The sequence below is a fragment of the Shewanella sp. S23-S33 genome (genome assembly GCF_043359565.1).
Lineage (GTDB): Bacteria > Pseudomonadota > Gammaproteobacteria > Enterobacterales > Shewanellaceae > Shewanella > Shewanella oncorhynchi.
On record NZ_JBHFFD010000021.1, the window covers coordinates 109,250 to 124,165 of the forward strand.

The following is a 14,916-nucleotide window of genomic DNA, read 5'->3' on the forward strand; positions in this document are numbered from 1 at the left end:
CATCAGGTCAAACGGGTACAAAACTGAATGGGACTATTAAACACAAGTGGAATGGCATGAGCAGGGATGGAAAATGGCAATACAACTATCAATTGTGGCAACAAAATGGCAATTGCATTTGTGGCCTTTTTTCTCGGGTAAAATCCTGTATAGTCACGAAAACTTACTCCCCCAAGTCAATAGGAATACGGCTCTATGAAGCGTATCGCCATAGTGGAAGATGAAGCGGCCATTCGCGAGAATTACAAGGACGTGCTGCAACAACACGGTTACAGCGTGCAAACCTACGCCGACAGACCATCGGCCATGCTAGCCTTTAATACCCGTTTACCGGATTTAGCCATTATCGACATCGGCTTAGGTAATGAAATTGACGGCGGCTTTATGCTATGTCAGTCATTGCGCGCCATGTCGAGCACGCTGCCGATCATCTTTTTAACCGCCCGTGACAGTGACTTTGATACTGTGTGTGGTCTGCGTTTAGGCGCCGATGATTACTTGAGTAAAGAAGTGAGTTTTCCGCATTTAACCGCACGCTTAGCCGCATTATTTCGACGCTCTGAACTTGCGGCCGGCCAAACGGCGCAGGAAAACCTGCTCGAACGTGGCCCACTGACCATTGATGCCAACCGCATGCAAGTCTATTGGAACCAGTTACCAATCGAACTTACTGTGACCGAATTTTGGATGGTGCATGCGTTAGCCAAACATCCAGGCCATGTACGCAGTCGCCATGAATTAATGCAAGAGGCTAAAATCTTTGTCGATGACAGCACGATCACCTCCCATGTGAAACGCATTCGAAAAAAGTTTATCGCTACCGCGCCAGAGTTTGATTGTATTGATACTGTCTATGGTATGGGTTATCGCTGGGACAGCTTAGCCTGATCTATGGCTTAACCAACCTTTAAGCGCGCGGCGTTGAACCAGATAACCTTGGATAAATGAACTTTTAAACCCATTAATGCTGATCCCTAACTTATGACACGTTTCCCCTTTGGTCTACGCACTAAAGTCATCGGCCTTAGCCTGTTCTTGCTCTGCCTACCTTGGCTGGGGTATCAATATGTGTGGGAAATGGAAAAGTATCTTCGCCACGGCCAAGAACGCACCTTAGAAGGCACCACTCAAGCACTGGCCACAGCGCTGCACGAGCGGCCAAAATTGTTCGATGGGCAAGCGAGTTTTTTAAAGCAAGTGGAAAAAAGCCGCGATCTATACGCCTATCCACTGGCGGGGGCGATTCTACTCGACGGCAAACTCAACGAATGGCAGGAATATCAGCACAGATTTATCCAATACGGTGAGGCGCACCAAATTATGCGTGCCGATCCGAACGCCCCTCTGACCTTAAGCTTTACCCACATGGTCGGACAATACGATGGTTATCTGTATGCTTTTTTTCAAGTCATTGATCCAACAGTGGTACTGCGGGGTAAAAATGCCCTAAGTGTCGATAGAAACGATCATCTCTCGATTGCAACACTCGCGCCCGACAATAAATTCAAACGCTATATCGTTGCCACGACTCAACCCGGCTGGATCAGCGCCTTCGAATTACCCGCTAATCCTAAGCAAACTGTACCCGTCACACCTGAGGTGCGCATCCAAGGACAATGGGCGACGACAGATGTGGGCTACAATGTCGAGCTGCGTATTCCCTTAGACATGGTCGGCAGCAAACTCGGATTTGCCATTGCCGATGTCAACGACAGCAAATACCGTGATGTGGCTGCAGTTGTCGGCACCTCGGCCTTAGATACGGTCGACAATCTCGGCACTGTGCTGGTACCATCACCGGAAATTGAAAGTATTATCAAAGGTATGAGCCACTATAGCTCACGTATTTGGGTGGTCGATAAACACGGCCGCGTACTGGCAAAATCCGGTGACATTCGCGCGAATGACAGTGTATGGACCCGCACCTTAGAAGATGAAAAGAGCACCGCGCTGTGGGATACCTTCAAGCGTGATTATCTGCATCCGCTGTACTATAAAATTCTCACAAAACCGCCCAAAGACTTTATTGATTCCTTACAAGATTCCACCGAGCTTGACGGTAGTCATATCCAAAAAGCCCTCGCAGGTCAGCAAAGTTCGACTTGGCGGTTAACCCCAGACAACAAAGCTGTGGTACTCGCCGCTGCGAGCCCCATTTGGATTGATAACAATGTGATGGGTGCCGTCGTCGCCGAAGAAACCACCCACGGAATTCGAACCCTACGCAACCGAGCGCTGGAAAAACTCTTTAACGTGATTTTGACCATAATGAGTATGGGCACCTTGGCGCTGTTCTTCTTCGCCTCGAGTATTTCTAACCGCATTCGTAAATTGCGCGATGAAGCCGAAAATGCCATCGATAGCCAAGGCCGTGTGCGTAATCACCTCAAACCGTCGAAGGCTCGGGATGAAATTGGCGATCTGTCCCGTAGCTTCTCTAGCATTGTGGGGCGACTGGGGCAGTACACTCACTATCTAGAAAACATGTCGTCGCGCCTGTCCCATGAGTTGCGCACGCCCGTGGCTGTGGTGCGTTCATCCCTTGAGCATTTAAACCTGCAGACCTTAGATAAAGACACGCAAAAATATGTCGACCGCGCCCAAGAAGGTGTCAGCCGCTTAAGCATGATTTTAAACAACATGAGCGAGGCAACACGCTTAGAACAGAGTTTAACGCAGGCCGATATCACCAAGTTCCCACTCTCCCAAGTGGTCAGCGGTTGTATGCAAGGTTATCAAATGACCTATCCAGAACAAGGCTTTAGTGTGAAAGTGCCCGAACAACCACTGATGATGCAAGGGGTGCCAGAATATATCGCCCAGTTAATGGACAAACTTATCGCCAACGCCATTGAGTTTTGCCATAAAGACAGTGCTATCGAAGTCACACTCACCCAAGTGGGTAAGCAAGCAACTCTGCTTATCAGTAACTTAGGGCCTGAACTGCCCATTGATATGTCGGAGCAGATTTTCGATTCCATGGTGTCGGTGCGGATTAATCAAGCCCAAGATAAACCCCACCTAGGCTTAGGTCTGTATATCGCGCGATTGGTCGCCGAGTTCCACCAAGGACAAATCCTTGCCCGTAATCGCAGCGAACATAATGGTGTGGATATCCTTGTTACCTTACCTTTAAATTAAGCGTGTTACAGCTTTTAAGCCCTGCGTCATAATCTCAACAGCTAAAATACAGGAGGCCAATAACATGAGCCAAACTCATCACGCGCCTCCTGTCATTTATGCGGGCAGATGCTAAGATGACCGTCATAACAATCGATAAGAAACGCCAATTATTCTCCAAATTGTTCAACCTCTTCGTTCAACCTAAATGCCAAGGTAATGATCCAATGACAGATAAACATCATCAAGCCACCCAAATCGTCAGCTTAGGTCGAGACAAAAAATGGACCAAAGGCGTGATCAATCCGCCCGTCTTTCGCGCTTCGACTATCGTCTTCGAAACCATGGATGAAATGCGCCACGCCGCAAAAAATAAAACCAATGGCGAGATGTTTTATGGCCGCCGTGGCACCCCAACCCATTTTGCCTTTCAGGCCGCGATTGCCGAACTAGAAGGCGGCGTCGGTACGGCGCTGTATCCTTCTGGCGCTGCGGCGATCAGTGCGGCGCTACTGTCATTTTTAAAAACGGGCGATCACCTGTTAATGGTTGATAGCGTGTATGAGCCAACGCGGGATCTGTGCACCCATATTCTCGGCGGTTTTGGTATCGAAACCACTTACTACGATCCGCTGATTGGCGCAGGCATTCGCGACCTCATTCGCCCCAATACTAAGGTTCTGTTTTTAGAGTCTCCGGGCTCCATCACCATGGAAGTGCAAGATGTACCGACCTTGTGCCGCATCGCCCACGAACATGGGTTGATCACTATGCTGGACAACACTTGGGCCTCGCCCATCAATAGCAAACCCTTTGAAATGGGTGTAGATATCTCAATTCAAGCGGCGACCAAATATATCGTCGGTCACTCGGATGTGATGATAGGCACGGCCACGGCCAACGAAAAATACTGGCCACAATTACGTGAACACAGCTATTTGATGGGACAAACCACATCGCCAGACGATGTGTACCTTGCTGCCCGCGGCCTACGTACCTTAGGCGTGCGTATGGCGCAACATGAAAAAAATGCCCTGCAAGTGGCCAACTGGTTGAAAACCCGGCCAGAAGTCGATCATCTACGTCATCCAGCGTTTGATACATGCCCTGGGCACGAATTCTTTAAACGCGACTTTAGTGCCTCCAACGGCTTGTTCTCCTTTATCTTAAAACAGGGCGATGGCGATGCGGTCACCGCACTGGTTGAAAATATGAGTCACTTTAAGATGGGCTTTTCTTGGGGCGGCTACGAGAGTTTAATCCTCGGCATTTTCGGTATTGAAAAAATCCGCTCAGCAACGCAATGGGATGCGAGCAAACCTTTGATCCGTTTACATATTGGTTTAGAAGATCCCGCTGATTTAATCGCCGATCTCAGTGCTGGGTTTGAACGTTTTAACGCTGTATTGGCGGCCAAAGCTAAGTAACGATATTTAATGTGCTAAGTGCTAGCTGAATATAAAAAAGGGGCGGAATAAATATTCCGCCCCTTCTCTTATCGATACTGACACAAATACGAATGTTTACTGCAATATCATTATGCTTATAGCAAATAAACCGCTAAATCATAAACTCTAGGGCGATTAATGCGCTTTCGTTCCAATACTTAATGCAGGATCGACCCAAGCCGCAGAGCCATAAAGCGGCACTGTTGAGAGCGCATGTTTATGGCTGCCATTGGTCTCTTTCGTCGAATAGGACAAATACAACAGAGTCTGATTTTGTGCATCATAAATCCGGCGCACTTTTAATGACTTAAATAAAATACTCAGGGATTCAGTGAAAATCACTTCGCCGTGTTTCCCCATGTCTATCTTCGCCAGATCGGCCGCAGTAATTGGCCCAGTTTGACGGCAACTGATCCCCATATCGGACGGATCAGCAAAATCTAAATTGGCTTCGATACGACTGATATGGCAAGTCACCCCAGGTATTTTAGGATCGTTTTTAGCATCAATAATCACATCTTTAGTGGTAAAAAGCCCTAAGCTCACCTTACCCACATCGTCACCACAACCCGCAAGCAATAGACCTACAGAGGCCGCAAACGCACACTTCAACAGAGTTTTCATTCATACATCCTTTTACATTAGTGCTGATATGTTAGCGCTTATATATTAATGCGTAGCGAATAGCTTTTGTGCCCAGCGGGTTAATCCGGCTGTCACTGAGCCAAAGTGATCGCCGACCACGACCGGAATATCGGGATAGATACCAGCGATTTTCGCATAAATCGCAGGGCTTCGTGCCGTCCCCCCCGTCACGTAAATCACATCGGGTTTGCACTCTGCTTCAGCGGATAAATCCTCTGTTGCTGAGCGGTTTACCGCGACATTTGTTGCTGCCAAAGTTTTTGCCGCTTGCGCGAGCGCTTGGTGCATCAGGGCTTCCACTTTCGTCAGCGACGGCTCAATGGCATTTTCAAACAATTCACGACTCACACCCGCGTGCAGCGCAGCTTCGATGAAATCCAGATTAACATCAGTATTATCGGTATCTGACAGTGCAATTTTCGCACGCTCGGCTTGGCGAACCAGTTGATAACTTAACTGCTGCTGTTGCACCTTTAACAATCGCTTCAGTAACTGTGGCTGCTCGGCTTCTTTAACCAATTCATCAATCAATTTACGGCTACTTAAGGTACTGAATTCTCGCTGGGCGCTAATATCATTCACTGCAACCGCATTCCAAAAGGTTTTACTGGGCATAGGTTTGCCATTGATCATCAAGGAACCTAAACCAAAGTGCGGCATAAAGGCATTCATTGCAAGGGCGATATCAAGATCGTTACCGCCGATCCGCTGGCCGCTGTGACCGAGGAAATCTTCACTGCGATCCGCTTTTTGTTTATGGGCGGGTCCCATTTTTACCACAGAGCAGTCCGTTGTACCGCCGCCAACGTCGACGACCAATACCGTTTTGTTGTCGGTCAAGGTCGCTTCATAATCCATCCCCGCCGCTAACGGCTCGAACAGAAAATCAACGTCGATGAAACCCGCGCGTTTTGCCGCTAAGGTCAAAATAGCTTCGGCCTGACGGTTACTCTCTTCACCGCCTATGCCTTGAAAGTTCACCGGACGACCAATAATCGCATGGGTGATCATCGCAGTGCTACCCTGTTTCACAAGGTCTTTTTCAACTAACACAGATTCGGCGCGCACTTTAATGTGCTGCATCATCAAGGTAACAATATCTTCAAACAGGGCCACTTGTTCGGGTCTAAGCCCTGTCGCGCCTAAAAAGGATTTTGGCGAACGGACATAGAATCCCTCCTCCGGCATTTCTAAATACGCGCTCACCGCCTGCTCGCCAACAAATACAGCCTGAACATCGGCATCGAGATCTAACTCATGGCGCACCATACGGGCGCGACTCAATTGCGCGGCGCGCTTTTTGGCGTAATCGGCTTTTAATTCAGTGGGAAGGCCACGATAAACCGCCTCGGCGATCAGTTCCCTGTCCATCGCGTATAAGGTCGAAGGCAAATAAGCTGATTGCTCTGATAACGCCAATAACTGCACACCATCATCCAGCATGATCCCTACGGCGCAGTTAGCACTACCATAATCAAATCCAACAAACATACCTTTTACTCCCGCGATAAAAAAGCCGAGCAAGATAACATAGTTTGCGATAATGCCCAAGGAGTTAACACTGACGGATTTATCCTCCAGTAAGCCGCGCTTGCACAGTTTCTCAAGACTTAAATCGCAGTAACGCGAACAGAATTTAAGCTCAATCCAAGATGATCATCATAAGGTCATATTTCTGTCACACTCGTCATCAAGTTGACATATTTCCCTCGTATCTTTATCCCAGATAAATCCCAGACTGATTTTGGCGTGTACGCAATATTTATCATTGAAATTCCTTCACTTGTCGGCAGTAAATCTGATTGCACAACGGCGGATGAATGCTATTGTATATTGCGCCATGACGCTTGCTTAAAGGAGCTGTGCAGTGTCCCCGAATACCGATAAACTTTCGATTGATAAAGAACTCTCTTGGTTGTCTTTTAATGAGCGGGTATTGCAAGAAGCCTGCGATCACAATGTTCCCTTAGTGGAGCGAGTCCGCTTTTTAGGGATATTTTCCAATAACATGGATGAGTTTTTTAGGGTGCGTGTGGCTGCGGTCAGACGCTCCATTTTGCTGTCATCCCTGCAGGAAGGTCGCAGTAATAGCCGCCATTTAATGGCCAAGATCCAATCGAAAGTGATGGCATTGCAAGAAAGGTTTGATGGCATATACACGGATTTAATGCGCGAACTTGTACGTCGTAATATTTTGTTAATCAATGAGAAACAATTAAGCGAGTTCCACAGCGACTGGCTGAAAAAGCATTTTAGAGACCATTTCAAACGCCATATCGCGCCGCTTATGGTCAATAATAATCGCGATCTGATCAAGCAAATCAACGACGACGCCACCTATTTGTGTGTGTGTTTGTTCACTAAAGCGCGTCGCCAATACGCCTTAGTCGAAGTGCCTACTAAAAATGTACCGCGATTTATCGAACTCCCAGCTGAAAAGAGTAAAGCGAAAAAATATCTGATTTTATTAGATAATATTATTCGCCACTGCGTAGATGAACTCTTTGGTCCCTTCTTCGAGTACGATGCTATCGAAGTGTATTCGATGAAGTTAACCCGCGATGCTGATTTTGATATCACTGACGAGCTTGAACAAACCCAACTTGAGAAAATGACCAAGGGATTGAAAAAACGTCTTACTGCAGAGCCTGTGCGCTTAGTGTATGACAAAGAAATGCCTGAACACATGTTGGTGATGCTCAAAGAAAACCTGAACATCAGCTCGACCGAATGTTTGATCCCAGGCGGGCGTTACCACAGCTTTAAAGACTTTATCGCCTTCCCCAACCCGAGCCGCGACTACCTCGAAAACGAAAAACTACCGGCGCTCAATAGTGCAGGTTTTGGCCGCAGTGCCAACAGTTTCGATGCGATTCGGATGGGCGATATCATGCTCAATTATCCGTACCATAAGTTTTCCCACTTTACCGAAATGGTGCGCCAAGCGGCCTACGATCCGGCGGTGCGCTTTATTCGAATTAATTTATATCGAGTGGCGAAAAAATCCCATGTAATGCAATCGCTTATCGATGCAGTGAAAAACGGCAAACAAGTCACCGCCGTCATTGAACTCAGGGCCAGATTCGATGAGCAATCCAACATCGAATGGACCCGCATCTTGGCCGAAGCGGGCGTCAAAGTTCACCACGGTATCACCAGCTTAAAAGTACATTCCAAGTTGTGCTTGATTGGCCGCGAAGAACAAGGGGAAATCAAACTCTATTGTCACGTCGGCTCAGGCAACTTTAACGAAGGCACGGCGCGGGTCTACACTGACTTGTCACTGTTCACCGCCAATCAAGAAATTGCCCGAGAAGTAGAGCAAGTATTTGACTTGATTGAACATCCGTATCGCCGCGATAATTTCCAGCATTTAATTGTGTCGCCCTACGATGCCAGACAAAAACTGAGTCACTTAATTGATAATGAAATCGTTAATGCCCAGAGCCATATGAAGGCGGCGATTACCTTAAAACTAAATAACTTACTCGATGAATCCTTAGTACAAAAGCTCTATGAAGCCTCGGCGGCAGGGGTCAAAATCAAGTTACTTATTCGCGGCATGTGTTCGCTTATCCCGCAAATTCCGGGGATCAGCGACAACATCGAAGTCTATAGTATCGTCGACCGATTCCTCGAACACTCGCGGGTGATGCTGTTCCACGCGGGTGGAGAGAACAAACTCTTCATCTGCTCCGCCGACTGGATGAGCCGCAACATAGATAATCGCGTTGAAGTGAGTGTGCCGATTTATGATCTGCGCCTAAAACAGATGATAATGGATATTTTATCCTTACAGTTCAATGACAACACTAAAGCACGTGTCATTAACAAGGAACAAAGTAATCCTTATCGGAATCGCGGTAACAAACGAAAAGTGCGTTCTCAAATTGCCATTTATCAATATCTGATTAATTATGAGAAGCGCCAACTGCAAGAATTTAATGCCTTACGTATGTCCACCCATGAGGGTGACGCTGAGCGAGAAGTGAAAACTCAGCCTGACATAACACCTGAGTTACGGGCCAAAGCCAGCTAATCGCTGGCTTTATATCGCTTTGATTGCCTAAGGATAATCCGATTGGTAACCACATATTCGCACACACAGTCACACGCTACGCCCAGCAATGTACTCGCAAACTCTAAATCGCGCCACTTTGTCGCCATCGATATGGGGTCGAACAGTTTTCATCTGGTCATCGCACGCGAGCAAGATGGTAGTTTGCAGATTTTACATAAAGAAAAACAACAGGTTCAGCTCGCCACTGGACTCAATGCGCAAAATATTCTCGACAATGACGCCATAGAACGTGGGCTCAATTGCCTACGGGATTTTAACCAACGATTTTCCAATCTCGACCAAGCGCAAGTGCGATTAGTCGCCACCCACACTCTGAGAATCGCCAAAAACCGCGATCAGTTTATCGAGGCGGCGCTCGCCATCATGCCCTATCCGGTGGAGGTCATTTCGGGCCATGAAGAAGCGCGTTTGATTTATAACGGTATTGCCCAAAGCCAAGTGCTAGGAAAAAGTAATTTAGTCATCGACATCGGTGGCGGTTCTACCGAAGTGGTGATCGGCCAGAAAAATACCCCAACTCAGTTATCTAGCCTGCGCTGCGGTTGTGTGAGTTTTAATGAGCGTTTCTTTATTGATGGGCTCATCACCCCAGCCTCATTTCGCGATGCCCAAAGTGCGGCCGATAAGCAGTTCGCGTCGCTCTCAAAGGAATATTTCGCGGGCGGCTGGGAACTCACCTTGGGTAGTTCAGGCACAGTGAAAGCCATCTGCGAAGCGATTCAAGAAGAACACGGCGATGAAACTATCACGCTGCCACGACTCAAACAGCTCAAAATCAAGTTGATCAAATGTGGCCATATTAGCCAAATCCAATTTGCCAACGTCGATGATAAACGCATTCCCTTAGTGCCCGCCGGACTTGCCATTTTGATCAGCTTTTTTAGGCGCTTACCTATTCAAAAACTTGAGTTTAGCCCAGGCGCACTGCGTGAAGGCGTACTCTATGAACTGGCAAAGATTGGTCAGTATCAGGATATTCGCCACCGCACCGTCGACAGTATTGCCCAGCTTTATCATATCGATATGGCCCACGCGGCTAAGGTACGCGACACTGCTATGGCCTTGTTTGAACAGGTCGCCGATGAATGGCAATTAAGGCCCCATGCGCGCTTGCTCGCCTATAGCGCGACCTTACATGAAATCGGATTACACATTAATTCAAAATCCCTGCACAAACACGGCGGTTACATTATCAGTAACAGTGACTTACCTGGGTTTAGCGAAGCATTACAGCTGGATTTAGCACGACTTATCACCAATCACAGAAAAAAGCCTAACGAATTAATGCTCGCTGAGCTCGATCCCAACCATAAGCTCACGCTCAATCGCCTGCTCTGCTTGCTTAGGCTCGCTGTCTTGCTCAATCTTGGCCGTATCGCTAAGACGCTGACCTTAGATCATATTAAAGTGATCCCCGATGGACTCATGCTAGTACTACCAAGCCATAAGCGGAAAATCAGCTTGTTTATGAAAGATTTACAGCGAGAACAAAAACAAATGCTCACACTTGGAATGAACCTGCGTTTAGTGTCTAGTCTGACTTAGCTGTTACGGCGTTAGCTCAGCCTAACGTGGCCGAGGCGAGTGTGGGTTAGCTCTGTGTGAGTGTATTTAGCGAAGGATTCGGCACTGTTCGGCGCTAAAATATTGCCCTTAATCGAGGGCCATTATCTCGCCTAAAACAAGGTTAAGTTAGCTGTCAATCTGGCTAGGTAACCGGATTTCAACAGCATAGCGGTAGACTTAATCTATGCGCCACAACAGATTAAAGTTTAAAGGATTTTTAACCCTTCACTAAAGCACAAATTCCTGCTCGCGCGTTTGCCGCTGAGTGGGAATTTCTGCTATCATCCACGACTGACTAATCATAATTCCACGAATTTAAAGATAATCAGAGTCAAACCCTTTTTATCTCGCGATATCAGCCCCATCGCCTGCAGGTACAAGTATGATTAACCACTTTAGTGTGCTTGGTATAAAACCCAGTGCCAAAGAAGACGACATTAAAAAAGCCTATCGACGGCTGTCAAACAAATATCATCCCGACAAGTTGTTAGGCGCCTCGGAAGAGGAAAAGCAGCAAGCCGCCGTACAACTTGAACGCGTTAAAAATGCTTATGATGTGTTGTCCGATCCTAAGCGACGTAACGCGTTTATCAAAGATTTCAATAACGTCATAGTGACCGATCCCGCGAGCGCTATGCGCGAGCTGTGGGATCAATTTTATCCTTGAGCGTTTTCTAGAGTAGTGTCAAATGGTCAAAAAACTGAATATCTCACGCATTAATGAGCTAAAAAATAATGCCTACGACAATATCGAGTCCTACGACGATCCCGATACACCTAAAGCGCTAGAACAATTTACTAGCCAAATCAAAAAGGTGTTAGAAGCCGATCCTAAGATGCTCGATACTGTGCCTGAGTACCTGCCTGTCGCGCTTTACGGTCGAATTAAGTTTCCCGCCGAAGCCAAACTCAAGTGGGCACATTGGATAAACACGGCAACTCAACCCGAGTGGGATGAGTTTAAAGTCACGATTGGCTTTAACAATGCTGATTTACCTTTAGTGTTAGCCGTGCGTGGTTACTCGGAAACCTTACTGATTGAAAGCTGCGCCGTGCTGTATTTACTTGAAACTCAAGGTAAAGCAACGCCAGCAGCAAAACATCACGACGATGAAGATGATGACAACGATTATGTTGACACCTCAGATAACGACGATGATGATGAAGGCGAAGAGGAAGATGGCTACTACGATCACTACGATGATGAGGACCGCTAATGAACACTAGTCTCATTGAGATTACCGTCGCCGAAATTAAAGAGTTGGCGGACGTAGAGCCAAAACAAGCGAGCAAACGCTTTGAAATCATTGCAAATACCATGAGCGACGAGCAATTAGTCGAAGTTATCGAACACATGGATATCGTCACGCTGACGCAAATCAACAGTCACCATGATATCTCTTGTCCTTCGATCATGTCTGAACTCATGACCCCGGAACAAATTCGCGACATCGTCTGTCAGCAACCTTTGTACTGGGAAGAAAAAATCAAAAACAATGCCGAAGAACTTATTCAGCATACCTTTGATTTTTTGACCTATTTAATTCGCATTCAAGATAGCGAAGAAAAGCAAACTGCGATTCTAGAATGTATCGCCGAAGATCCTGCGGGCCTCTTCTACCTGTCGATCCCTTTCATCGAAATGATGTTAGGCGAAAAACATGAAGATGAAGACGGCTACACAGATCTCTATGATGACGAAGAAGACACTGAAACCATCGGCTACGACAGCCGCGTCGCCAGTGAAGATGCACACAGCCTCAGCATAGACGACCCACGCAGCCTAATGGCCTTGATCCACGAGCTCGCGCCCGATGTTGAAAAAGCCATTAAGAGTCTGCTGCGTAACGAAAGCTCAGGTTGGGAAGTGATCATCAGCAAGTTTGTCAACGAGCTGGTTATTCAAGCCAAAGAGAAAAACCAAGTGACGGATGAATACGCTGAAGTCGATGATATGTTTAGCTTTTTGGATTAAGGAATTATTTGATGCAACTGGTACTGCGTGATGTAGATCAAGGACCCTACCTGAGCAAGGTATTGATCCAAGGCCAAGCAGACGAAACGCTGAGCGGTGAACAGCTGTCACAAATCAAATCCAAAGCCATTTTGATGAGCCTCAAACTGGCCGATAAGTTTTACAACAAGTACAAAATGCACCTGCTCGAACAAGCGGCGCACGATGTCATTGGTGTGGTGAGTCTTGGTTTGATGGAATTATCAAACCAAAACCCACAGCAGGCGATACGCCTGTTGATCACCGCCGATGGCGTAGTCAAATGCTTTCAAAAAGGCTGGAGCATGCTCAGCACTGTCAGCAAGCATAAACTCATCAACGGCAAGTCACTGTACGGTGATGTCGACAAGTTCTTGCTCGAACAAGTGTCCAGCCCGCCCGATGCGGAAGAATGGTTAGGCTATGAAGCCTATCAAGATGCCCTGCTTGAACACCAACGCCAACAGTCGATTGCGGCCCTATTGGCGCAGTTTTACGCGCAATCGAGCTATGATCCGCTAGATTTTCTCAATCTAGAGAGTGTATTAGCCGAAGCGGTACTGTATCGATTGTTGTTTGATGGCGCCAAAGTCAGACAGGATTTGAAAAAGCGTATCGGCAAAATCACCTTAAAAGAGGAATGGTTTACCCGTGAGCATATCGAATTGGAAACCCAGAAAGCGTTAGCAGAATTACCCGCAGAACTCGCTGAAACCATCAGTAAAGATCTCGGCAAAAACTTTGCCCCCGCCCTACTGCGTACCCTGCACTTTGCGAAAAGCTACCGCGAACTCTTACTCAGCGACGCTTCACCCGAACGCTTAGAAAGATTCGAACACAAGGAAGGTCTCGTCGGCCTCCTCGGCTGGCCACTCTACATAGTACTTTGATCGGTCCTTTAATCAGTACTGTGCTCAATAGGTTAACGAGTGCTTGAGTCGCTTTAAAATGAGTGCTTTATTGAAAAATAAAGCACTTTTTTAATGTCTTTTGTCTCTATGCTCAATCCCAACAATCAGTATTGACGTCTCAGTTTTGAGTGGTTTAGCTTGAAAAAAAATAAGTGACTTACAGAGATATAACTCTTCAGTTAAATAAATTCTGGAGACTCATTCCTCCTCAGATAACCCCAAATTCGAAACATGCCATTTTCTATTGAATAAGGAATTGAATATTGGGCTAATTGTGCGCTTACAACATCAGAAAAGTCCGTCACTCGATCCGTCACTAATCGGCCTAGCCATTCTCTTTTGAATGGATCAACTTCTAACCACTCAATGGTTTCTGCTATTTCAAGTAACTCGTGCCACCACACGGCAGTAAAACCTGCATTAGGGTTTTCATCATAAATCAATTTATAGCGCACATAGGGAATAAAGTCTTCAGATCCATTTAATGCCTTTTCAAGCTCGCACCACTTTGTTTTATTCATTACAGACGAAAGCTGATGCTCGTTTACATACTTCAAAACTTCAGAATTCATTTTTTAGTGTCTCAAGCGACTAAGTGAAAAACTAAATGATATAGCTTTAATAGATATATATTGCCAATAAAAACTAATTAAAGTGACAGATAAAATGATGGGTAATAAATTAGGCCAGCCATTTTTAACCGTGGAGCGCTTATTGGTTTGACCTACTCATACTGGCTTGCCATCGTATTTGCTCGTCGATAGGGTGAATAGAAGCCTAGGGATTCTAAGTTTATGAACGAGGGCCATGGAGAGCGAACTGGCAGTTAAGCATGGATGTTGTTCCAGTCCATTCTAGAATGCCCGACCGCCCCGTCCATGGGGCGGACAGTCGTATCGCAAATCACCACGGCTCACCTTTCGAGCATTCGCGTAACCTGTAGGTTTAAAAGGCATACGCAACATACTTTTGGACAAAACCTTGTTAGATAATTCACTCTGCTTAGTCAGATTCGGATTAGCTATTCTATTAGTAACGTCTCTGTTGACTGTAAACTAATCAACTCTCGATATTACTAGTCGGAATAGGCATAACAGGGACATAAATCAATTCTATAAAGATTTGATTCATCTCAAGGGAAAAAAGCGCCCC

The 14,916-nt window shown here is 46.5% G+C and carries 12 protein-coding genes; 9 read left to right on the forward strand and 3 right to left on the reverse strand.

The window, feature by feature from the left end; all coding sequences use genetic code 11:
• Window positions 1-195 precede the first annotated feature (195 nt).
• The 3 genes from pdsR (at window position 196) to ACHA99_RS06550 (ending at window position 4,547) form a co-directional block, all read left to right on the forward strand.
• A complete protein-coding gene (gene pdsR / locus ACHA99_RS06540) occupies window positions 196-888 on the forward strand; it encodes a proteobacterial dedicated sortase system response regulator (RefSeq protein ID WP_263181825.1) in 693 nt (230 codons plus the stop codon).
• A 93-nt stretch (window positions 889-981) separates the two neighbouring features.
• Window positions 982-3,141, forward strand: a complete 2,160-nt coding sequence (pdsS, locus tag ACHA99_RS06545) for a proteobacterial dedicated sortase system histidine kinase (protein ID WP_028760269.1) — start codon at window positions 982-984, stop codon at window positions 3,139-3,141.
• 206 nt (window positions 3,142-3,347) lie between these two features.
• A complete protein-coding gene (locus tag ACHA99_RS06550) occupies window positions 3,348-4,547 on the forward strand; it encodes a cystathionine beta-lyase (RefSeq protein WP_028760270.1) in 1,200 nt (399 codons plus the stop codon).
• Window positions 4,548-4,703: 156 nt separating this feature from the next.
• On the opposite strand, the gene ACHA99_RS06555 is transcribed toward ACHA99_RS06550, so the two are convergent.
• Both ACHA99_RS06555 and yegD read right to left on the reverse strand, forming a co-directional pair.
• Complete coding sequence (locus tag ACHA99_RS06555) at window positions 4,704-5,192, reverse strand: CreA family protein (RefSeq protein WP_113941505.1); 489 nt, start codon at window positions 5,190-5,192, stop codon at window positions 4,704-4,706.
• A 45-nt stretch (window positions 5,193-5,237) separates the two neighbouring features.
• Window positions 5,238-6,704, reverse strand: a complete 1,467-nt coding sequence (gene yegD / locus ACHA99_RS06560; RefSeq protein WP_168823987.1) for a molecular chaperone — start codon at window positions 6,702-6,704, stop codon at window positions 5,238-5,240.
• Between the two features lie 376 nt (window positions 6,705-7,080).
• Here yegD and ppk1 point away from each other — a divergent pair, with 376 nt between their 5' ends.
• The 6 genes from ppk1 (at window position 7,081) to ACHA99_RS06590 (ending at window position 13,743) form a co-directional block, all read left to right on the forward strand.
• On the forward strand, window positions 7,081-9,252 hold the full coding sequence (ppk1, locus tag ACHA99_RS06565) for a polyphosphate kinase 1 (protein ID WP_028760273.1): 2,172 nt from the start codon (window positions 7,081-7,083) through the stop codon (window positions 9,250-9,252).
• A 42-nt stretch (window positions 9,253-9,294) separates the two neighbouring features.
• The gene (gene ppx, locus ACHA99_RS06570; RefSeq protein WP_028760274.1) at window positions 9,295-10,839 is read left to right on the forward strand and encodes an exopolyphosphatase; all 1,545 of its coding nucleotides are present in this window, start codon (window positions 9,295-9,297) and stop codon (window positions 10,837-10,839) included.
• A 403-nt stretch (window positions 10,840-11,242) separates the two neighbouring features.
• Complete coding sequence (locus ACHA99_RS06575; protein ID WP_006081330.1) at window positions 11,243-11,527, forward strand: J domain-containing protein; 285 nt, start codon at window positions 11,243-11,245, stop codon at window positions 11,525-11,527.
• Window positions 11,528-11,549: 22 nt separating this feature from the next.
• Entirely contained in the window at window positions 11,550-12,077 is a 528-nt protein-coding gene (locus tag ACHA99_RS06580) for a hypothetical protein (RefSeq protein ID WP_393941777.1), read from the forward strand.
• Window positions 12,077-12,835, forward strand: coding sequence for a hypothetical protein (locus ACHA99_RS06585; protein WP_263185176.1), 759 nt, complete (start codon window positions 12,077-12,079; stop codon window positions 12,833-12,835). Before ACHA99_RS06580 ends, ACHA99_RS06585 begins: the two co-directional genes overlap by 1 nt.
• 11 nt (window positions 12,836-12,846) lie before the next feature.
• Complete coding sequence (locus ACHA99_RS06590) at window positions 12,847-13,743, forward strand: hypothetical protein (RefSeq protein WP_263265253.1); 897 nt, start codon at window positions 12,847-12,849, stop codon at window positions 13,741-13,743.
• Between the two features lie 200 nt (window positions 13,744-13,943).
• Here ACHA99_RS06590 and ACHA99_RS06595 read toward each other — a convergent pair whose 3' ends face one another.
• Window positions 13,944-14,336 (reverse strand): DUF6678 family protein, encoded by a 393-nt coding sequence (locus ACHA99_RS06595; RefSeq protein WP_393941780.1) that lies wholly within the window; start codon window positions 14,334-14,336, stop codon window positions 13,944-13,946.
• Window positions 14,337-14,916: the final 580 nt, after the last annotated feature.